17 protein-coding genes are annotated in these 20,275 nt (G+C 62.2%); 9 read left to right on the plus strand and 8 right to left on the minus strand.

Annotated elements, in window-relative coordinates; genetic code table 11:
* The first annotated feature begins 15 nt into the window (after positions 1–15).
* From AACY25_RS07690 to AACY25_RS07705, 4 genes are all read left to right on the plus strand, one after another.
* Positions 16–1,602 carry a L,D-transpeptidase family protein gene (locus AACY25_RS07690; RefSeq protein WP_339523541.1) on the plus strand — a complete coding sequence of 529 codons (1,587 nt, stop codon included), beginning with the start codon at positions 16–18 and terminating at the stop codon, positions 1,600–1,602.
* A gap of 124 nt (positions 1,603–1,726) precedes the next feature.
* Positions 1,727–2,647, plus strand: a complete 921-nt coding sequence (locus tag AACY25_RS07695) for an SPFH domain-containing protein (RefSeq protein WP_269379685.1) — start codon at positions 1,727–1,729, stop codon at positions 2,645–2,647.
* Positions 2,648–2,650: 3 nt separating this feature from the next.
* Complete coding sequence (locus tag AACY25_RS07700; RefSeq protein ID WP_339523542.1) at positions 2,651–3,106, plus strand: NfeD family protein; 456 nt, start codon at positions 2,651–2,653, stop codon at positions 3,104–3,106.
* A 17-nt stretch (positions 3,107–3,123) separates the two neighbouring features.
* On the plus strand, positions 3,124–4,407 hold the full coding sequence (locus tag AACY25_RS07705) for an esterase/lipase family protein (RefSeq protein WP_339523544.1): 1,284 nt from the start codon (positions 3,124–3,126) through the stop codon (positions 4,405–4,407).
* A gap of 79 nt (positions 4,408–4,486) precedes the next feature.
* On the opposite strand, the gene gcvH is transcribed toward AACY25_RS07705, so the two are convergent.
* From gcvH to AACY25_RS07730, 5 genes are all read right to left on the minus strand, one after another.
* The gene (gene gcvH, locus AACY25_RS07710; protein ID WP_339523545.1) at positions 4,487–4,876 is read right to left on the minus strand and encodes a glycine cleavage system protein GcvH; all 390 of its coding nucleotides are present in this window, start codon (positions 4,874–4,876) and stop codon (positions 4,487–4,489) included.
* A gap of 142 nt (positions 4,877–5,018) precedes the next feature.
* Positions 5,019–6,101, minus strand: coding sequence for a glycine cleavage system aminomethyltransferase GcvT (gene gcvT, locus AACY25_RS07715; RefSeq protein WP_339523546.1), 1,083 nt, complete (start codon positions 6,099–6,101; stop codon positions 5,019–5,021).
* A 167-nt stretch (positions 6,102–6,268) separates the two neighbouring features.
* Positions 6,269–7,885, minus strand: a complete 1,617-nt coding sequence (locus tag AACY25_RS07720; protein WP_339523548.1) for an ABC transporter permease — start codon at positions 7,883–7,885, stop codon at positions 6,269–6,271.
* Between the two features lie 210 nt (positions 7,886–8,095).
* Positions 8,096–9,097, minus strand: coding sequence for an extracellular solute-binding protein (locus AACY25_RS07725; RefSeq protein ID WP_339523550.1), 1,002 nt, complete (start codon positions 9,095–9,097; stop codon positions 8,096–8,098).
* 111 nt (positions 9,098–9,208) lie between these two features.
* Positions 9,209–10,858 (minus strand): acyl-CoA synthetase, encoded by a 1,650-nt coding sequence (locus tag AACY25_RS07730; protein WP_339523552.1) that lies wholly within the window; start codon positions 10,856–10,858, stop codon positions 9,209–9,211.
* Between the two features lie 243 nt (positions 10,859–11,101).
* Between AACY25_RS07730 and AACY25_RS07735 the strand changes: the two genes are divergently transcribed.
* Positions 11,102–13,012, plus strand: a complete 1,911-nt coding sequence (locus tag AACY25_RS07735; protein ID WP_339523554.1) for a beta-ketoacyl synthase — start codon at positions 11,102–11,104, stop codon at positions 13,010–13,012.
* Between the two features lie 49 nt (positions 13,013–13,061).
* On the opposite strand, the gene cysQ is transcribed toward AACY25_RS07735, so the two are convergent.
* Both cysQ and nudE read right to left on the minus strand, forming a co-directional pair.
* Positions 13,062–13,883: a 3'(2'),5'-bisphosphate nucleotidase CysQ gene (cysQ, locus tag AACY25_RS07740; RefSeq protein ID WP_339523556.1), complete on the minus strand. Its 822-nt coding sequence runs from the start codon at positions 13,881–13,883 to the stop codon at positions 13,062–13,064.
* 20 nt (positions 13,884–13,903) lie between these two features.
* The gene (nudE, locus tag AACY25_RS07745) at positions 13,904–14,470 is read right to left on the minus strand and encodes an ADP compounds hydrolase NudE (RefSeq protein ID WP_339523558.1); all 567 of its coding nucleotides are present in this window, start codon (positions 14,468–14,470) and stop codon (positions 13,904–13,906) included.
* Positions 14,471–14,603: 133 nt separating this feature from the next.
* On the opposite strand from nudE, the gene yrfG reads away from it, so the two are divergent.
* On the plus strand, positions 14,604–15,266 hold the full coding sequence (gene yrfG / locus AACY25_RS07750; RefSeq protein ID WP_339523560.1) for a GMP/IMP nucleotidase: 663 nt from the start codon (positions 14,604–14,606) through the stop codon (positions 15,264–15,266).
* A 76-nt stretch (positions 15,267–15,342) separates the two neighbouring features.
* Here yrfG and lysM read toward each other — a convergent pair whose 3' ends face one another.
* Positions 15,343–15,777: a peptidoglycan-binding protein LysM gene (gene lysM / locus AACY25_RS07755; RefSeq protein WP_339523562.1), complete on the minus strand. Its 435-nt coding sequence runs from the start codon at positions 15,775–15,777 to the stop codon at positions 15,343–15,345.
* A 194-nt stretch (positions 15,778–15,971) separates the two neighbouring features.
* Here lysM and AACY25_RS07760 point away from each other — a divergent pair, with 194 nt between their 5' ends.
* The 3 genes from AACY25_RS07760 (at position 15,972) to AACY25_RS07770 (ending at position 20,138) form a co-directional block, all read left to right on the plus strand.
* Positions 15,972–16,880 (plus strand): LysR family transcriptional regulator, encoded by a 909-nt coding sequence (locus tag AACY25_RS07760; RefSeq protein WP_339523563.1) that lies wholly within the window; start codon positions 15,972–15,974, stop codon positions 16,878–16,880.
* Positions 16,881–16,977: 97 nt separating this feature from the next.
* The gene (gene fdhD, locus AACY25_RS07765; protein WP_339523565.1) at positions 16,978–17,820 is read left to right on the plus strand and encodes a formate dehydrogenase accessory sulfurtransferase FdhD; all 843 of its coding nucleotides are present in this window, start codon (positions 16,978–16,980) and stop codon (positions 17,818–17,820) included.
* On the plus strand, positions 17,817–20,138 hold the full coding sequence (locus tag AACY25_RS07770; RefSeq protein ID WP_339523567.1) for an FdhF/YdeP family oxidoreductase: 2,322 nt from the start codon (positions 17,817–17,819) through the stop codon (positions 20,136–20,138). Before fdhD ends, AACY25_RS07770 begins: the two co-directional genes overlap by 4 nt.
* Positions 20,139–20,275: the final 137 nt, after the last annotated feature.

A 20,275-nucleotide genomic window follows, 5' to 3' on the forward strand; every position in this document is an offset into this window, starting at 1 on the left:
GACTGGAGCAGTAGATTGTTCAAAAAACGCACACTCTACCTGAGCGCTGCTCTGCTCGCCCTGCCATTGGTCGCCAGTACCGACGCTGCGCCCTTTACCAGCAACGTTGATCTGCGCCCATTACTGGTCCAGTTGCCGCAGCGTTGCAGCCCATTGCCGATAAGCCTAGACGAGAATGCCCAGCGCCTACTGCAGGCTTTTTATGCCCAGCGCGACGGCCAACCTGTATGGCAGAACAGCGAGCAGCTGCTGCAATTGCGCGAGCAACTGGCGCAACTGGCCGATGACGGCCTGCAGCCCAATGACTATGCACTACCCAATCTGGTTGCGGAAAGCTTCGCCGAGCAGCGCGACTGCGCGGAACTGCTGACTAGCCACAGCTATCTGCAGGCCCTGCTGCATCTGCGCCGTGGCCGCTTGCTGCAACAGCGCTTGGAACCGCTGTGGCAAGCGCCAGGGCAAACCAACCCAGACCCGCAACTGGCGACCCTCTCACTGGCGTTGTTGCACGTGCATATGCCTGCAGCGGCTTTTGCCAGTGCGCGGCCTGCCACCGTGCAATACCAGCGACTGCGTAATGCCTATGCGCAACAACGCCTGCTGCCGCTGCAAGAGTGGGCAACATTGGCCAGCGGGCCACAGCTCAAACCCGGCGGTAAGGATGCGCGGCTGCCCGAATTGCGCGCACGCCTGATCGCCCAGGGCTACCTAGCTGCATCGCTAGAAGATCTGGGCAGCACTTATGATCCAGCCACGCAAAGCGCCCTGGAGACTTTTCAGCGCGATCATGGCCTCAACCCGGATGGCATTCTCGGCCCCGCCAGCCTGACCGAGCTGAATATCAGCCCACAGATGCGCCGCGAGCAGCTGCGCGCCAATCTCGAACGCCTGCGCTGGCTGGCCGACACCATGGGCGATGCCGAAGTGCTGATCAATGTCGCGGCCGCTGAAATCCAGGTCCGGCGCAATAACCAGCTGCTGTGGCGCACCCGCACCCAAGTCGGTCGCGCCGAACGGCAAACGCCGCTGCTCGCCTCAAGCATTGTACGACTGACCCTTAACCCGACCTGGACCGTGCCGCCGACCATCCTGCGCGAAGACAAACTGCCGGCCATTCGCGACGACATCAGCTACCTGGAACGCCACCAGATGAGCGTGTTCGACCGCGACGGCAACCTGCTCGACCCAAACAGCATCGACTGGGAAAGCCCTGGGCCGATCCGTCTACGCCAGTCAGCCGGCAGCCACAACCCGCTCGGCCGCGTCGCCGTGCGCTTCGACAATCCATTCGCGGTCTATCTGCACGACACCCCCAGCCAACAGCTGTTCAGCAAGTCCCCGCGCGCGTTCAGCTCCGGCTGCGTAAGGGTCGAGGCCGTCGACACCCTGCTCGCCTGGCTGCTCACCCCGGATGAGCTGAGCAGCGTGCAGACGCGCATCGCCAGCGGCGAAACCCAGCAATACCGCCTGCAACGCCCAGCGCCGCTGCTGATCGCCTACTGGACGGTCGAAGCCAATACGGATGGAGCCCTGCGCTACTACCCGGACATCTACGCGCGCGACGCGCGCCTGGTCAAAGCCTTGGCGCCAAGCATGCATTGATCGGCAGCCATGACCGTTGATCGGCGCACTCTGCAACGGCATCGACAGCAGTGCCAACGCCGACTGTGCTTAGATATCTGAACAGCTAATCCGCAGACTAGAACCCGCCAAGGAATCGCACCACATGGAAATCGGCAGCGTCATTTTTCTCTTCGTCGGCCTAGCCGTCGCCATCGTATTTATGGGCTTCAAGGTTGTACCGCAGGGCTTCGAATGGACAGTGGAACGCTTCGGCCGCTACACCAACACCCTCAAGCCTGGCTTGAATATCATCGTGCCGGTGATGGACAAGATCGGGCGCAAGCTCAATGTGATGGAAAACGTGCTGGATATTCCGCCGCAGGAAGTGATCACCGCCGATAACGCCACCGTGCAGATCGACGCCATCTGCTTCTTCCAGATCATCAACTCGGCCCAGGCGGCGTACGAGGTGAACAACCTCGAGCACGCCATCCGCAACCTGGTGATGACCAATATCCGTACCGTGCTCGGTTCCATGGAGCTGGACGCCATGCTCGGCCAGCGTGACGCGATCAACGAAAAACTGCTGCGCACCGTCGATGAAGCCACCGCACCCTGGGGCATCAAGATCACCCGCATCGAGATCAAAGACATCAGCCCGCCCGCCGACCTGATGGCCGCCATGTCCGGACAGATGAAAGCCGAACGGATCAAACGCGCACAGATTCTCGAAGCTGAAGGTTTGCGCGCCGCGGCCATCCTCACCGCCGAAGGGCAGAAGCAGGGCGATATCCTCAAGGCCGAAGGTCAACGCCAGGCCGCCTTCCTCGAAGCCGAAGCGCGCGAACGTGCCGCCCAGGCAGAAGCCGAAGCCACGCGCATGGTTTCCGAAGCCATCGCCCAAGGTAATGTGCAGGCGGTCAACTACTTCGTCGCGCAGAAATACATCGAAGCCCTCGGCCAACTGGCCAGCGCCAACAACAGCAAGGTCATCCTGATGCCGCTGGAAGCCAGCCAGGTGATCGGCGCAGTCGGCGGCATCAGCGAAATTGTCAAAGCCACCTTCGGCGAGAAGAAGGGTTAAACCATGTGGGACTTTTTACAGCACCTGTCGTACTGGAACTGGCTGGCGTTCGGCACCTTGCTGCTGATCCTCGAAGTGTTCGGTGCCGGTGGCTATTTGCTGTGGATCGGCCTGGCCGCCGCCAGCGTCGGCCTGCTGACCTTTATCTTCCCTGGCCTGCCGTGGGCTGCGCAGTTCATCCTGTTCGGCCTGCTCTCGATATTGACGGCGGTGTTCTGGTGGCAGCGCCAACGCAGCGCGGCCAAGCCTTCCGACCAGCCAGGGCTGAACCAGCGCGGCAGCGAATTCGTCGGTCGTACTTTCGTCCTGCACGAAGCGATCAATGGCGGACGCGGCAAGATCAAAGCCGGTGACAGCCTGTGGCTGGTGATCGGCGCAGACCTGCCCGCTGGCACACCGGTGCGCGTGATCGGACAGGATGGCGTGCTGTTACGGGTTGAAGCCGAACAAGCAAGTTAAACCCACGAGGTGGCCAGATGAGCCTATGGCACGCATTACTGGCCACTGCACTGCTGCTCTGCAGCGGCTGCAGCCTGCTTAAGCTGGATAAGGAAATGCAGCAGGCCCGCCAGGAGCTGCTGCTGATCGCTGGCCAACTGCAAGTCTCGGACTCGGGGCGCAGCGCGCTGGTCGCGCTGCTCGACTCGGACAGCAAACTGATCGCCTACCGTATCGCCGCTCCCGGCGAGACCTTTTACTTCACCGCCGCGCCGGCCGCTTACCAGTTGCTGGGCTTCGATGATCGCAACGGCAACTTTATCCTCGACAACGACGAGCCCCGTCACTGGCTGAGCAAAGCCCAGAGCGCCCCCCTTAGCGTGCAGCCAGAGCCGGATGAGCGGGCGCGCCTGAGCCAGCTCAACCCGCTACGCCTCACTGCCAGTGACCTGCAGCAAGCCCCTGCGTTGGATCTCAGCCTTGAAGTGCTCTACCACGAACAGCCGCGCATGCAGAGTAACTACCTGCAGCCCGTGAGTTTCGATGATGCGCGCTTCAACGATAAAAACGTGCGGCTGGGTGCCTGGGAGCCACTGACCTTTATGCGCGAGCTGGGCTATGGCCTGTACCTGCTTGCGCCCTGGGATGAGGACAAGGAGCCGATCGTCCTGGTACACGGCATCAACTCCTCACCGCGCGTCTGGCAGGAACTGGCCGCCAGCCTCGACCTGCAACGTTATCAGTTGGTGCTCTACCACTTCCCCAGCGGCCTGCCACTGAACAACAGCGCCTATATGCTCAGCGTCGCCATCCGTGACCTGCAACTGCGCCACGCGCCAGAGCGCCTGCATGTATTTGCCCACAGCATGGGCGGCCTGGTCGCGCGACGGGCCGTGCAGCTGTTGAGCGAGGGCGACAGCCAGCGCCTCTGCCTGTTTATTACCCTGTCGACACCCTGGGATGGCCACCCCTCGGCGGCCAGCGGGGTGCGCGACGTGCCGTTGGATATTCCGGTATGGCGCGACATGGCGCCGGGCAGCCGTTACCTGCAAAGCCTGTTTGCCGCACCACTACCGGCGCATATGCGGCAATGGTTGCTGGTCAGCTATGGCGGCAACACGCGCATGCTGCCCGAGCCCAACGACGGCACGGTGCCACTGGCCAGCGAACTGCGCGCCGCCGCCCAGGATGAGGCCGAACGCCTGTATCTGCTCGACGAAACCCACACCAGCATCCTCAACAGCAAACGCAGCAATACACTGCTTGAGCGCGCATTAAGCAGCCTGCCCGTACAGGGCTGCAAAAAACTCGCGACTGACTAGCCGTAGTCACCCTCGGAGCGGGCAGGCAGAAACAAACAAGCCTCGACAGTGCGAGGCTTGTTGGCAGAGCAGGTGCGGCTTAAGCGTCGCTGTCGGCGCTGGCCTTGTAGGCAGCCGAGTCGAGCAGTTTGTCCAGCTCGCCAGCGTCGCTCGGCTTGAGCTTGAAGAACCAGCTGCCGTACGGATCGCTGTTGACACTTTCCGGGCTGTCGGCCAGGCCGTCATTGATCGCGATCACTTCACCGGAGACTGGTGCGTAGATGTCGGACGCGGCCTTGACCGATTCCACCACCCCGGCTTCCTGACCGGCATTCAGGCTCTTGCCGACTTCTGGCAGCTCGATGAATACCACATCACCCAGGGCCTCCTGCGCGTGATCGGAAATGCCTACGGTAACGCTGCCATCGGCTTCCAGGCGCGCCCACTCGTGGCTGGCGGCGTAACGCAGATCGGCGGGGATATTGCTCATGTGTCGTTCCTCATCTGACATGACGGCGACCACGCCGTCATGGAAATTTAGCAGGCCTTGGCCATACCGAAAGAAAGTCTTTAAAAACCTAGCGCACCGTTACAAAACGGGCGCTCTCGACCATCCATGGTCAGCTCAAGGCTCAGATAAGCGCCTTGCCGTTACGCACAAAGGTCGGCTTAACCACCCGCACCGGGTACCACTTACCGCGGATTTCCACCTCAGCGCGCTCATTGGTCTCTGCCGGCACACGCGCCAGAGCGATGGATTTACCCAAGGTCGGCGAGAAGCTGCCGCTGGTGATTTCACCTTCGCCCAGCCCTTCAACCCGCACTACCTGATGCGCACGCAGCACGCCGCGCTCTTCCAGCACCAGGCCCACCAGTTTAGAGGCGACGCCTTCGGCCTTTTGCTTCTGCAGCGCAGCCCGGCCAACAAAGCCACGGCTGGCCGGCTCCCAGGCGATGGTCCAAGCCATGTTGGCGGCCAGTGGGGTCACACTTTCGTCCATGTCCTGGCCGTACAGGTTCATCCCGGCTTCCAAGCGCAGGGTATCGCGCGCGCCAAGACCGATCGGGGAAATACCGGCACCGACCAGCTCATTAAGGAAGGCAACCACTTCGCTGGCTGGCAGCATAATTTCCAGGCCGTCTTCGCCGGTGTAACCGGTGCGGGCGATAAACCACTCGCCATCGGGCTGGCCTTCGAACGGTTTGAGACTCTGAATCAGGTTGGCGCGGGACTGGCTGACCAGCTCGGCAGTCTTGCTCCGCGCATGCGGGCCTTGAATGGCCAGCATCGCCAGCTCGGCGCGCTCTTGCAGCTGCACGTCAAAGTCGACGCTCTGTAGGCGCATCCAGGCCAGGTCCTTGTCGCGGGTCGAGGCATTCACCACCACGCGGTAACCAAATTCTGTCAGGTAGACGATCAAATCATCCACCACCCCGCCCTGCTCATTGAGCATGCCGCTATACAGGGCTTTACCGATGCTTTGTAGACGCTCGATATCATTGGCTAGCAGGTGTTGCAGATAGGCCTTGGCCTGGCTGCCGCTGACATCCACCACAGTCATGTGCGACACATCGAACACCCCGCAGTCGCGACGCACCTGATGGTGCTCCTCGACCTGCGAGCCATAGTGCAACGGCATGTCCCAACCGCCGAAGTCGACCATCTTGGCACCTAGAGCGAGGTGCAGGTCATAGAGCGGTGTGCGCTGTCCCATAAGTGTCTCCTTGCGGGCTGGGCAGTGCAGCGGCAACCTGGCTGAGCCCACAAAATCGGGCACTGGCACGGGCTATCAAAATGATCGGCCGCTGCGAATGGCGCGCATTGTAGCCGCAACACTGAGGGCGGTCATCCCAGCGCGGCAATCGCGCCAAGCGGGCTGGGTTAACCGTGACGCCGCGCCGAGCGGCGGATCAGCAGAATCACCGGCAATAGCCCGACCAACACCAGGGTCAGAGCCGGCAGCGCGGCACGCGCCCACTCGCCTTCGCTGGTCATTTCAAATACCCGCACCGACAGCGTGTCCCAGCCGAAGGGGCGCATCAGCAGGGTGGCAGGCATTTCCTTGAGCACATCGACAAACACCAGCAACGCCGCCGACAGCGCACCCGGCACCAGCAGGGGCAGATAGACCTTGAAGAACAGCCCAACGCCGCCGACACCGAGGCTGCGCGAGGCTTCCGGCAAGGACGGACGAATGCGCGCCAGGCTATTTTCCAGCGGGCCGTAGGCCACCGCCATAAAGCGGATCATATAGGCCAGCAGCAACGCCGACAGACTGCCGAGCAGCACCGGTTTGCCCGCGCCGCCGAGCCAAGTGGACAAAGGGATCACCAGCTCGCGGTCCAGGTAACTGAACGCCAGCATGATCGCCACCGCCAGCATCGAGCCCGGCAGGGCATAACCGAGGTTGGCTACGCCGACGGTGCCGCGCATCAAACGGGTCGGGGTCAAACGTCGAGAGAACGCCAGCAGCAAGGCCACGCTGACGGTGATCAGCGCCGCCATCGCGCCCAGATACAAGGTGTGCAGGATCAGGGCGCTGTAGCGCTCATCCAGATCGAAACGGCCGCGCTGCCAGAACCAGACGATCAGCTGCAGCACTGGGATAACAAAGCCGCAGGCGAATACCAGGCCACACCAGGCGCTGGCAGCCAGCGCCTGGCCGCCCTTTAGGTGATACAGCGCCTTGCCGCGTGGTCGTTCATTTACCGGGCGTACGGCACCTCGGGCGCGGCGCTCGCCATAGAGCACCAGCATCACCGCCAGCAGCAGCAGGCTGGCCAGCTGGGTGGCGCTGGTCAAGCTGTAAAAGCTGTACCAGGTCTTGTAGATGGCGGTGGTAAAGGTGTCGAAGTTGAACACCGCCACCGCGCCAAAATCCGCCAGGGTTTCCATGATCGCCAAGGCCAGGCCGGCACCAATCGCCGGGCGCGCCATCGGCAGGGCGACGCGCCAGAACGCTCGCCACGGGCTCAGACCAAGCACCCGCGCGGCTTCCATCAAGCCCTTGCCCTGGGCCAGAAAGGCATTGCGCGCGAGCAGATAGACGTAGGGGTAAAACACCAGCACCAGCACGATGATCACCCCGCCGGTGGAACGCACCCGGGGGAAACGCACACCGCTGCCGAACCACTCACGCAGCAGGGTCTGCAGCGGGCCGGCGAAATCCAGCAGGCCGACAAATACAAACGCCAGCACATAAGCGGGAATGGCAAACGGCAGCATCAACGCCCAGTCCAACCAGCGCCGGCCGGGGAATTCGCAGAGGCTGGTGAGCCAGGCCAGGCTGACACCGAGCAGCGTCACACCCACGCCCACACCGAACACCAACACCAAGGTATTGCCAAGCAGACGCGGCAACTGGGTTTGCCACAGGTGCGCCCAGATCTGCTGATCGACCTCATGCCAGCTAAACATCAGCACGCTCAGCGGCAGCAGCACCAGCAAGGCAACGGCAAAGGCGATGGGGTACCAGCGGCGCTGGGCAGGATGGGCCACGCAGATTCCTCAAAACTGGAAAACACAACGCCCCGGACTTAGCCGGGGCGTCGAGTATAACGGCGTAGGCCGTAGAACCTGTTTACGATTTCGCGAGCTAGAGTCCTGCAAGGCAAAAACAGGCGAGGAAGCGGAGTGTACTTTTGTACATGAGCATTCCGAGCCTGTTTTTAACGCCGCAGGGCCGACGCGCAGCAAATCGTTAAGTTCTTAGTTCCAGCCAGCGCGATCCATCAACATGGTGGCTTCAGCCTGGCGCTTACCAGCTACTTCGGTGGCGATTGAGTCAGCCTTGAAGGTACCCCAAGCAGCTACTTCCTTGGACGGTGCGACCGCCGGGTTGGCCGGGAACTCCTGGTTGACGCCGGCGAAGATGGTCTGCGCTTCTTCGGTGGTCATCCACTCCAGCAGCTTGCGGGCGGCTTCGGCGTTTGGCGCATGCTTGGTCACACCGGCACCGGCCAGGTTGACGTGCACACCACGGTCGTTCTGGTTCGGCCAGTACGGCTTCACTTTCAGGTCAGGCTGCTGCTGGTGCAGACGGCCGTAGTAGTAGGTGTTGGTAATGCCAACGTCGCACTGACCGGCGTCGATGGCCTGCAACAGCGCTGTGTCATCGGCGAACACGTCGGTAGCCAGGTTGTTGACCCAGCCCTTGATGATTTCCTCAGTCTTGGCCGCACCATGGGTTTCGATCAGGGTGGCGGTCAGCGACTGGTTATAAACCTTCTTGCTGGTACGCAGGCACAGACGACCTTCCCAGTTCTTGTCGGCCAGGGCTTCGTAGGTGCTCAGCTCGCTCGGTTTAACCCGCTCGGTGGAGTAGAAGATGGTCCGCGCGCGCAGCGACAGGCCAGTCCAGCTGTCGGTGCTGGAGCGGTACTGGGCTGGGATATTGGCGTTGATAAGCTCAGATTTGGTCGGCTGCAGCACGCCTTCCTGCTCGGCTTGCCAGAGGTTGCCGGCGTCGACGGTGATCAGCAGGTCAGCCGGGGTATTGGCACCTTCGGCCTTCAGACGCGCGATCAGCGGCGCTTCCTTGTCGGTGATGAACTTGACCTTAACCCCGGTTTTAGCGGTGTAGGCATCGAACACCGGCTTGATCAGCTCGTCGATACGCGAGGAATAAACCACCACTTCATCGGCGGCCTGCGCAGTGCTGGCCAACGCGGTGAGAGAGAGTGCGGCGAACAAGCCTTTGCTTACCTGCATGGATAGTGCCTCTTGGTATAGACGAGTTAAGGTGCCAAATACTAGTGAATGGCATTTAGGTTCTCAACTCGTTATCCATTTAAACCTGTAACAAGTGCCTTCAATCCTCCTTCATGCCACCGCCTGCCGCGCGGCCAATTGCTTGGCCTGCTCGCGCAACACAAACTTCTGCACCTTGCCGGTGCTGGTTTTCGGCAGGCTGGTGAACACCACGCAGCCAGGCACCTTGAAGCGCGCCATACGCTGCTGACAGAAGGCGATCACCTCCTCGGCGGTCAGCTCCGCACCCGGCTTGAGGGTGACGAAGGCGCACGGCGTTTCGCCCCATTTGGCGTGGGCCATGGCCACCACAGCGGCTTCCAGAATCAGCGGATGGCGATACAGAACGTCTTCCACCTCGATGGAAGAGATGTTCTCGCCACCGGAAATAATGATGTCCTTGCTGCGATCCTTGATCTCCACATAACCGTCGGCATGCCACACCGCCAGATCGCCAGAGTGGAACCAGCCGCCGGCAAAGGCCTCGGCGGTGGCCGACGGGTTTTTCAGGTAGCCCTTCATCACCACGTTGCCGCGCATCATGATTTCGCCGATGGTCTGGCCGTCTTTCGGCACCGGTTGCAGGGTGTCGGGATCGGCCACCATCAGGCCGTCGAGCAGCGGCGCACGCACGCCCTGGCGGGATTTCAGGCGGGCGCGTTGCTCCGGGCTTTCACTGTCCCATTCACTCTTCCACTCGCAGGCCACGCTGGGGCCATAGGTTTCGGTCAGGCCGTAAACGTGGGTCACGCGAAATTCCAGAGCTTCCATGGCTTCGATCACCGCGGCGGGTGGTGCGGCGCCAGCGGTAAGCACTTTTACCGGCTGGGTTTTCAGGGCTTTCAGCGCCTCATCGGCGTTGGCCAGCATATTCAGCACGATCGGCGCACCGCAGAAATGATCGACGCCATGCTCGGCAATCGCCGGATAGATGGCCTCGGCGCGTACATGACGCAGGCACACGTTGACCCCGACATAGGCAGCCAGCGCCCAGGGAAAGCACCAGCCGTTGCAGTGGAACATCGGCAGCGTCCACAGGTACACCGGGAAACGGCTCATGTCCCAGCACATGGCGTTGGACAGCGCATTCAGGTGCGCGCCGCGATGGTGATAGACAACGCCTTTGGGGTTGCCGGTGGTGCCGGAGGTGTAATTGAGGGAGATCGCCTGCCACTCATCGGCCGGCAACTGCCAGGGGTAGTCGGCGTCACCTTCGGCCAGCAGCGCCTCGTAATTCAGCTGACCGATCAGCAGACCTTCGGCATATTCCGGGTCGTCGATACCGATCACCAGCGGCGGTTGCGGCAAGTGACCGACCACACGCTGGGCCAGCTCGCCGAACTCCTTGTCCACCAGCAGCACCTTGGCCTCGCCGTGCTGCAGGATAAAGGCGATAGCTTCGGCATCCAGGCGGGTGTTGATGGCATTCAGCACCGCGCCGCACATTGGCACGCCAAAGTGCGCTTCGAACATCGCTGGGCCGTTGGGCGCGATCACCGCCACCGTGTCGCCCAGACCGATGCCGCGCAGGGCCAGGGCCGAAGCCAGACGAATACTGCGGCTGTAGGTTTCGCCCCAGGTCTGGCGCAGGCTGCCATTGATCAGCGCCAGGCGTTGCGGGTAGACGCTGGCAGCGCGCTCAAGAAAGCTCAGCGGGCTGAGCGCCTGAAAATTTGCCGCATCGCGGGGCATGCCGTATTCGTATGGATTGACGCTGTGCATTGTTGTTCTCCAGCTGGGCCGTTGTACGCAGAAACCATAACAGTCGTAAGGTTTTAGCGATGCGCTACCTTGGTCGAAACCGTGACTTGCAAGTCAGCAATCACGTCAGCATAGGCATCCGAACAGCCATGCTGGGCGCTTAACTGCGGTGCAATAACCGCCGCAGAGCGCTCCGGCCTGTGTGACAAGCCTCCATAGCTTTATCTCGGCTTGTCTGGCGCCCTCTTTTCAAGGAGTTATCGAGTGACCTCACGCTTACCTGTGATCGTTGGTTTTGGTGGCTATAACGCGGCCGGGCGCAGCTCCTTCCACCATGGTTTCCGCCGTACCGTGATCGAATCCATGGACACCCCCGCACGTCAGCAGACCCTGGCCGGTCTGGCGGTAATGATGAAACTGGTCAAGGTGCTCGACGGTAGCTATCAGGACAATGAAGGCAACAGCCTGAGCCTGGCCGAGATCGACAGCCGCTTCGCAGAGCAGATTCTCGCCTCGACCCTGGTGCGACGCATCGAGAAACAGCACCTGGATGTCGACGCGGCGCACTGGCAGAAGACCATCGATATCAGCGCTACCGCCGGTCAGCCGCTGAGCTTTATCACCCTGCGCAAGCACCTGCCCGAGCCGCTGCCCAGCGATTGGACGGTGGATGAGCTGAACGCCAGCGAAGTGTTGGTGACCCTGCACGACAACTGCGAATTCAAGGTCGACAGCTACCGCGCCCTGCCGGTGAAATCCGCCGGGCAGCTGCCCAGCGGCTTCGAGCCGAGCGAGCTGTACAACGCGCGCTTCCACCCGCGCGGCCTGGCCATGACCATCGCCGGCGTCACCGACGCGCTGCGCGCCACCGGCATCGAGTGGCAGACCATCATGCAGCACGTGGCGCCGGACGAAGTTGCGGTGTTCTCCAGTTGCATCATGAGCCAGCTGGATGAAAACGGCTTCGGCGGCCTGATGCAGTCGCGCCTCAAAGGCGGACGCGTCACCGCCAAGCAACTGGCCCTGGGCCTCAACACCATGTCGGCGGACTTTATCAACGCCTATGTGCTGGGCAGCGTTGGCACCACCGGCGCCATCACCGGCGCCTGCGCCACCTTCCTCTATAACCTGCAGAAGGGCATCGAACAGATTGCCAGTGGCAAAGCGCGGGTAGTCATAATCGGCAGCAGCGAAGCGCCAATCAATCAGGAATGCATCGAGGGATACGGCGCCATGGGCGCCCTGGCCACCGAAGATGGCCTACGCCAGATCGAAGGCAAGGAGGCCGTCGATTTCCGCCGCGCCAGTCGCCCATTTGGCGAAAACTGCGGCTTTACCCTGGCCGAAGCCTGCCAGTTCGTGGTGCTGATGGACGACGCCCTGGCCCTGGAGCTGGGCGCGGACATCCACGGCGCGGTGCCGGATGTGTTTATCAACGCCGATGGCTTCAAGAAATCCATCTCCGCCCCCGGCCCCGGCAACTACCTGACCGTGGCCAAGGCCGTGGCCAGCGCCGTGCAACTGCTGGGCATCGATGCAGTGCGCGAGCGCAGCTTTGTGCATGCCCACGGTTCCAGCACCCCGGCCAACCGGGTGACTGAGTCGGAAATTCTCGACCGCATCGCCAGCGCCTTTGCCATTGAGCAGTGGCCAGTAACGGCGGTAAAAGCCTTTGTCGGCCACTCGCTGGCCACCGCCAGTGGCGATCAGGTGATCTCCGCCCTGGGCAGCTTCAAGTACGGCATCATCCCAGGGATCAAGACCATCGATGCGGTGGCCGAAGACGTGCACCAGCAGCACCTCAGCTTCGCCACCCAGGATCGCTCCCGCACCCCCGAGCAACTGGACCTGTGCTTTATCAACTCCAAGGGTTTTGGCGGCAACAACGCCAGCGCCCTGCTGCTGGCCCCGCATGTAGCCGAACGTATGCTGCGCAAGCGCCACGGCGAGGCGGCCTTTGCCGCCTACCTGCAACGCCGCGAAGCCACGCGCAAGGCGGCCCAAGCCTACGACGCGCAGGCGCTGCTGGGTGATCTGGGGATTATCTATAACTTCGGCAACGACCTGATCGACGACCAGCAGATCGAGATCAACTGCGAGCAGATCAAGGTGCCGGGCTTCGCCCAGCCGCTGCTGTTCAAAAAGGACGAACGCTACGGCGATATGTTCGACTGACTGTCAGTGATGGGTTACGCCTGCGGCTAACCCATCCTACGGTCTGGACTTAATCCAGCGCGCGGGCCAGCTGAATCAGCTCGGCGCGCCAGGCGGCCGCCGCCGGCAAAGCCAGAAAATACGGATTAAGCAACGACTCGCGCGCCTCATAAGTAAGCGCCTCGCCCTTGAGCGTCAGCACCTCACCGCCCGCCCCTTCCAGCACCCCCTGTGCCGCCGCCGTATCCCACTGCGAGGTCGGCGCCAGGCGCGGGTAGCAATCGGCATTGCCCTCGGCCAATTGGCAGAATTTCAGCGAACTGCCGACACTGGCCAGTTGCAGATCACCAAAGCGCTCGCTCAAACCAGCAAGCAAGGCCTCTTGCGCCGGGCTGGAATGACGGCGGCTGGCCACCAGGGTAAAGGCCTCCTGCGGAGCCAGGCGCACGCTGATCATCTCACTGACACCCGCCGCATCGGCGCGCCAGGCACCCAGGCCAGCGCCGCCGTAATAGCACTGACCGGTGGCCGGAATGCCGACCACGCCGAATACCACGCGACCCTGCTCAATCAGCGCGACATTGACGGTGAACTCTTCAGTGCCCGCGATAAATTCTTTGGTGCCATCCAGCGGATCAACCAGCCACCAGCGGCTCCACTGCCCACGTTCGCTTATCGCAATATCGGCCGCTTCTTCAGAAAGCACCGGGATATCTGGGACAAGGGTCAGCAGGCCGTCGTTGAGAATATGGTGCGCGGCCATATCAGCGGCGGTCACCGGCGAGGCGTCGGCTTTTTCATTGACCGTCACATCGGCGCGCCAATACGGCAGCGTTGCCGCGCCGGCCTGGCGTACCAGCTCAATCACGGCAGGAATCAGAGGGTGACTCATGGTTTGGCTCATGCCCTGGCTCATGGTTTAAAAATCCCACGCTGAGTCAGCACATCGCGGGCCAGATACAGCGCGGCCAGGGCGCGGCCTTCGGTAAATTGCGGATGCTGGATCAGGCTCGACAGCTCGCGCAGGCTGGTCTGGTCGACGCGCATCGGCTCCGGCTCATCGCCCGGCAGGCGTTCTTCATACAAACCCGAAGCGAGCACCACCTGAATCTTCTGGCTCATATAACCCGGCGACAGGCTTAGCTCGGCCAGCAGCTCCAGGTGCTGCGCGCCAAAACCAGCTTCTTCTTTCAGCTCGCGGTTGGCCGCGTCCAGCACGTCCTCGCCCGGTTCAATCAGCCCTTTGGGTAGCGACAGCTGGTAGTCATCGGTGCCACCGCAATACTCCTCGACCAGCAGAGCGTGCTCGTCATCGATCATCGCCACCACCATAACCGCACCATAGCCTGCGCCCTTGCCCACCAGTCGCTCATAGGTGCGTTCCACGCCGTTGCTGAAGCGCAGCTGCAGCTCCTCGACACGGAACAGGCGGCTGCTGGCGACGATTTCGCGAGCGAGTACGGTGGGTTTCTGACGCATGGGGCGGCTCCTGGGCAGGACATAGCGGGTTATCATAACGCGGCTTTTCCTATTATCTGCGTAGGAGATTGCGCGATCACGACGCCGATGGCACAAATCGCGACTCTCTGCGCATCAGCCTGAAGAACTGCGCATGCCCGCCTTGCCCTGGAACGCCATCGACACCGTCCTGCTGGATATGGACGGCACTTTGCTCGACCTGCACTTCGACAACCACTTCTGGTTGCAGCACCTGCCGCAGCGTTATGCCGAGCACCACGGCGTCAGCCGCGCGCTGGCCGAGGCCGAGCTGCTGCCGCTGTTTCGCGAGCACGCCGGCACCCTCAACTGGTACTGCACGGATTTCTGGAGCCGTGAGCTAAGGCTGTCGATTCGCGACCTCAAGCGCGAAGTGGCGCACCTGATCGCCCTGCGCCCGGATGCTGACACCTTTATCCAGGCGCTGCGCCAAGCCGGCAAACAGGTGGTGCTGATCACCAACGCGCACCGCGATTCGCTGTCGCTGAAGCTGGAGCGTATCGAGCTGGCGCCCTATTTCGACCGACTGATCAGCTCCCACGACTATGGCTTCCCCAAGGAAGACCAGCAGTTCTGGCACGCCCTGCAGCAAGACATCAACTTCGAGCCTGCGCGCAGCCTGTTTATTGATGACAGCCTGCCGATTCTGCGCAGCGCCGGGCACTTTGGCGTCGACCACCTGCTCGCCGTGCGCCAGCCAGATAGCCAGGCGGGACCGAAAGACACCGAGGAGTTTGCCGCGGTCGAGGATTATCGGGAGCTGTTGCAGGGGCTGTAGGGTGGAAAACCGCGAAGCGTTTTCCACCTGTGGCAGCCGAAGGCCATTCTGGCGGATGTAAAAAGCGACATCCGCCCTACGGAATACGCAGCACCTGGCCCGGATAGATCTTGTCCGGATGGCTAAGCATCGGTTTGTTGGCTTCGAAGATTTTCGGGTAGTCATTGGCGTTGCCGTACTCAGCCTTGGCAATCGCGCTCAGGGTGTCGCCCTTCTTCACCGTGACAAAACGCGCCGCAGGGGCCGGCGTGGTCACGCTGATATGGTCTTCCACTTCAGCGACCCCAGCGACGTTACCCAAGGCCAGGAGAATTTTCTCCTTCTCTTCCTGGCTGGCCACTTCACCGCGAGCGATGACTTTCTCACCCTCGACGCTGACCTGAATATTCGGGTTACCCAACCCCACCTTGGCCACATGCGCGGTCAGTGATTCGGCCGCCTGGGCCTCCTGGCCGACCAGTGACTCCCAGAGTTTCGTCCCGGCTTCTTTAACAAAGGCAAACAGACTCATAAAGGCTTCCTCTTAACTCCTTGGAAAGTGACCAGGCGATGACGCCCGGAGCCAGGAGTCTAGACCCTGATTCATGACAACGTTGCCAGGCCCGGCGCTGTCGCTGCAGGCCGTGTCATAGGCCGCATTCAGCGCCAGGAAGCGCTTCACGCCCTGCTAGAATCGGCGCACCCCGGGGCACTGCAGGATTGAGCATGGATATCAAACAGCTGAAGTTTCTGATCGCCCTGGATGAAACCCGCCACTTCGGCCAGGCCGCTGCGCGCTGCCATATCACCCAGCCGACCCTGTCGATGCGCCTGCGTCAGCTGGAAGATGAACTGGGTCTTGAACTGGTTCGACGTGGCCAGCGTTTCGAGGGTTTCAGTGCCGAGGGCGAGCGCATTCTGGCCTGGGCGCGCAGCCTGATGGCCGCCCACGACGGCCTGTATGCAGAAGCGGCGGCCTGCCGTGGCCAGCTGGTCGGCACCCTGCGCCTGGGCGTAGTGCCGCTGGCCGGCTTTGATCCCATGCGCCTGGTGCAGTTCTTTGCCGAGCAACACCCTGGGCTGCGTTTTCAGCTGTTTGCCTTGAGCAGCGAAGAGATTCTCGAGCGCCTGGGCCGCAATCAGCTCGACCTCGGCCTGTCCTACCTCGACCGCCTCAACCCTGAGCATTTCGACAGCCTGGAGTTGGCGGAAACGCGCATGGGTCTGCTGTATGACCGCCGGCATTTCCAGTTCACCCGCCCGGCGCTGCGCTGGGAAAGCCTGATCGACCTGCCGTTGGGGCTGCTCTCCGCCGGCATGCATTTTCGCCAGTCGATCGACCACAGCTTCCGCTCCCGCGGCCTGACGCCCAACCCGCGGTTGGAAACCGATGCCGTGCATCAATTGCTGCAAGCGGTCAGCGCCGGGCTGTGTTGCGCGATCATGCCGCTCAACAGCGGCCTGGCGGAATTCACCGAGCACCTGGCGCTGACGCCCATCGAGGATGCCCACACCCTCGCCCCGCTGGGCCTGATCATGCGCCGCAGCGCGCCGCGCTCGGCCCTGGCCGAAGCCTGCTTTGCCGAAGCGCACACGCTGTTAGCCGGGCTGAAAGGCCCGGACTTGAAGCCATGATAGACAGCATCGATCACTAGATCGGCAACAGCGATTAGACGCACCCAGCACAGCGGCCTAGGCTGGCGCTATCACCTCGTCGCCGGGAGCATCGTCCATGCCACGCCACGCGCCCACCAGCCCGCCACACAGCGCACCGGCATTGCTGCCCGCGCCCACATACAGCTATGTAGAACTGGCGGACGCACAGCTGGATGGGGCGGCAGCGCTGGCCACAGAAGCGGCACTGGCGATCAGTTACAACGGCATCAGCCACAGCGTGATGATGGTTTCGCCCAGCGACCTTGAAGACTTTATCTACGGTTTCAGCCTGAGTGCCGGACTGATCGATCGCTTCGATGAGATCTACGATATTCGCCTCCAGCAGCACGACAGCGCCATCAGTGCCGAGGTACAGGTCAGCAACCGCGCATTCTGGGCGCTCAAGCAGCAGCGCCGCACGCTGGCCGGTAACAGCGGCTGTGGCCTGTGCGGGGTCGAAGCGCTGGAGCAGGCCCTGCCGCAACTGCAAAGCCTCACGCCCAGTCCGCTGCCAGCCGCGGCTCATTTGCAGGGTTTGCGCCAGCGCATTCAGGCCGTACAAACGATGGCCCGCCATAGCGGTGCAGTGCATGCCGCGCTGTTTGTCGATGCAAAGGGTGACATCAAGCTCTGCCGCGAAGATATCGGCCGGCATAACGCCCTCGACAAGCTGCTCGGCGCCCTGCACCGCGAAGGTGAGGACCCGCGCCAGGGCTTTGCCGTGGTCACCAGCCGCTGCAGCCTGGAACTGATTCACAAGGCGCTGCGCGCCGGTCTCGGCACCCTGGTCAGCCTGTCCGCGCCGACCACTCTCAGCGTGCAGTGGGCGCGCCAGCACAACCTCAATCTGATTCACTTGCCCCAGCACAGCGCGCCACGGGTCTACAGCCCGACCGCCCCCGGAGTCGCCCAGCCATGAGCCTGCAACCGATCAATCCGCGCTACCAACCCTACAGCGGTCCGGCCGCCGGCTGGGGTGCGCTGCGCAGCGTGACGCGCTTCTGGCTGGACAGTAAGCAGCCGTTCAAGAACCTCCGCGCCCTGCTCAAGACCAACCAGCATGGCGGCTTCGACTGCCCCGGCTGCGCCTGGGGTGATTCGCCGGAAGACGGGCGCATCAAGTTCTGTGAAAACGGTGCCAAGGCGGTCAACTGGGAAGCCACCAAACGCCGCGTGGATGCCGCCTTCTTCGCCCGCTACAGCGTCAGCCAACTGCGTGAGCAGAGCGATTACTGGCTCGAATACCAGGGCCGCCTGACCGAACCGATGCGTTATAACGCCGCCAGCGATCACTACCTGCCGATCAGCTGGGACGCCGCCTTCGCCCTGATCGCCGAGCACCTAAAACAGCTGGAAAGCCCCAATCAGGCCGAGTTTTACACCTCCGGCCGCGCCAGCAACGAGGCGGCCTACCTGTATCAGCTGTTTGTCCGCGCCTTTGGCAGCAATAACTTCCCCGATTGCTCGAACATGTGCCACGAAGCCAGCGGCGTCGCCCTCGGCCAGAGCGTGGGCGTCGGCAAGGGCAGCGTGACCTTCGCCGACTTCGAGCACAGCGATGCGATTTTCGTGCTTGGGCAGAACCCCGGCACCAACCACCCGCGCATGCTCGAACCGCTTCGCGAGGCGGTAAAACGCGGCGCCCAGGTCGTGTGCTTTAACCCATTGAAGGAGCGCGGCCTGGAGCGCTTCCAGCACCCACAGCATGCACTGGAAATGCTCACCAATGGTTCGGAGCCGTTGAACACCGCATTCTTCCGCCCGGCCCTGGGTGGTGATTTAGCCGCTCTGCGTGGCATGGCCAAATTCCTACTGCAATGGCATCGCGAGGCGCTGGCCAAAGGCGAGCCGGCCGTATTCGACCTCGCCTTTATCGCCGAGCATACGGACGGGGTGGATGACTACCTGGCACTGCTGGATGCCAGCAGTTGGGAGTCGCTGGTCGAGCAATCCGGCCTGAGCCTGGACGAGCTGCAACATGCCGCCCTGCTCTACCGCCGCGCCGAGCGAGTGATCATCTGCTGGGCTATGGGCATCACCCAGCACCACAACTCGGTGGCGACCATTCAGGAAATCGTTAACCTGCAGCTGCTGCGCGGTAACCTCGGCCGTTCCGGCGCCGGCCTGTGCCCGGTGCGCGGCCACAGCAACGTGCAGGGCGATCGCACCATGGGCATCAATGAGCGCCCGCCAGCGGCCTTTCTCGATGCGTTGGAGCAGCGCTTTAACTTCCAGGTGCCGCGCGCCCGGGGCCACAACACGGTTGAGGCGATCAACGCCATGCTCGATGGCCGCGCCAAGGTGTTTATCGGTCTGGGCGGCAACTTCGCCCAGGCCACCCCGGACAGCCCGCGTAGCCATAAAGCGCTGAGCCGCTGCGCATTGACCGTGCAGATCAGCACCAAACTCAACCGCAGCCACCTAACCACCGGAGCCGACGCGCTGATTCTGCCGTGCCTGGGCCGCACCGATATCGACCACCAGGCCGACGGCCCGCAGGCGGTGACCGTGGAAGACTCATTCAGCATGATCCACGCCTCCTACGGCCAGCTCGAACCGCTGTCGCCGCAAATGCGTTCGGAGCCGGCGATCATTGCCGGTATCGCGAAAGCCACACTGGGCAACCATCCGGTGGACTGGGACGCGTTGATTGCCGATTACCGGCGCATCCGCGAGCTAATTGCCGAAACCATTCCCGGCTTTAGCGATTTCAATCAGCGCCTACAACATCCCGGTGGCTTTTACCTGGGCAACGCCGTTGCCGAACGACGCTGGCTCACCCCCAGCAAACGAGCCAAATTCAAGGCCAACGCACTGCCTGCCGACCTGTTGCCGCCGCAAGTGCGCAGCACTGGGCAAACGCCGGATCTGATTCTGCAAACCCTGCGCTCCCACGACCAGTACAACACCACGATCTATGGCCTGGATGACCGCTACCGTGGCGTCAAAGGCCAGCGTCAGGTGCTGTTCGTCAACGAGGCGGATATCCTGCGCCTGGGCTTTCAGCCGGGGCAGAAGGTCGATATCCAATCCATCTGGGATGACAGCATCGAACGTAAGGTCGCCGGCTTTACCCTGCTGGCCTTCAATATTCCCGCCGGCCAGGCCGCCGCCTACTACCCGGAGGCCAACCCCCTGGTGCCGCTGCAGAGTTTCGGTGCGGGCAGCTTTACCCCGACGTCGAAGTACGTAGCGATTCACCTGCAGGCCCATCAGGCCAAAACACGCATCCTTTAATCACCGGTTGTGTGGCGGCGATCACAGCGGCGACCAGTGGTAGGGAATTTTTCGGCAAACCACCCTCTAACAGCATGCGTGGACTTTGTTTTTAAAACCAAAGACTTAAGTCCGCTGCCCACTTAATCGAGAAGGTC

It is taken from the genome of Pseudomonas sp. EA_35y_Pfl2_R111, from assembly GCF_963970955.1.
GTDB lineage: Bacteria > Pseudomonadota > Gammaproteobacteria > Pseudomonadales > Pseudomonadaceae > Aquipseudomonas.

Excerpts from the sequence above, each read along its gene's own strand:
- yrfG (WP_339523560.1), top strand. The coding sequence starts at position 14,604 with ATGCCCGCCTTGCCCTGGAACGCCATCGACACCGTCCTGCTGGATATG.
- AACY25_RS07695 (WP_269379685.1), top strand. The coding sequence starts at position 1,727 with ATGGAAATCGGCAGCGTCATTTTTCTCTTCGTCGGCCTAGCCGTCGCC.
- AACY25_RS07770 (WP_339523567.1), top strand. The coding sequence starts at position 17,817 with ATGAGCCTGCAACCGATCAATCCGCGCTACCAACCCTACAGCGGTCCG.
- cysQ (WP_339523556.1), bottom strand. The coding sequence starts at position 13,883 with ATGAGTCACCCTCTGATTCCTGCCGTGATTGAGCTGGTACGCCAGGCC.
- lysM (WP_339523562.1), bottom strand. The coding sequence starts at position 15,777 with ATGAGTCTGTTTGCCTTTGTTAAAGAAGCCGGGACGAAACTCTGGGAG.
- gcvT (WP_339523546.1), bottom strand. The coding sequence starts at position 6,101 with ATGGGACAGCGCACACCGCTCTATGACCTGCACCTCGCTCTAGGTGCC.
- AACY25_RS07730 (WP_339523552.1), bottom strand. The coding sequence starts at position 10,858 with ATGCACAGCGTCAATCCATACGAATACGGCATGCCCCGCGATGCGGCA.
- gcvH (WP_339523545.1), bottom strand. The coding sequence starts at position 4,876 with ATGAGCAATATCCCCGCCGATCTGCGTTACGCCGCCAGCCACGAGTGG.
- fdhD (WP_339523565.1), top strand. The coding sequence starts at position 16,978 with ATGCCACGCCACGCGCCCACCAGCCCGCCACACAGCGCACCGGCATTG.
- AACY25_RS07705 (WP_339523544.1), top strand. The coding sequence starts at position 3,124 with ATGAGCCTATGGCACGCATTACTGGCCACTGCACTGCTGCTCTGCAGC.
- AACY25_RS07760 (WP_339523563.1), top strand. The coding sequence starts at position 15,972 with ATGGATATCAAACAGCTGAAGTTTCTGATCGCCCTGGATGAAACCCGC.
- AACY25_RS07700 (WP_339523542.1), top strand. The coding sequence starts at position 2,651 with ATGTGGGACTTTTTACAGCACCTGTCGTACTGGAACTGGCTGGCGTTC.
- nudE (WP_339523558.1), bottom strand. The coding sequence starts at position 14,470 with ATGCGTCAGAAACCCACCGTACTCGCTCGCGAAATCGTCGCCAGCAGC.
- AACY25_RS07725 (WP_339523550.1), bottom strand. The coding sequence starts at position 9,097 with ATGCAGGTAAGCAAAGGCTTGTTCGCCGCACTCTCTCTCACCGCGTTG.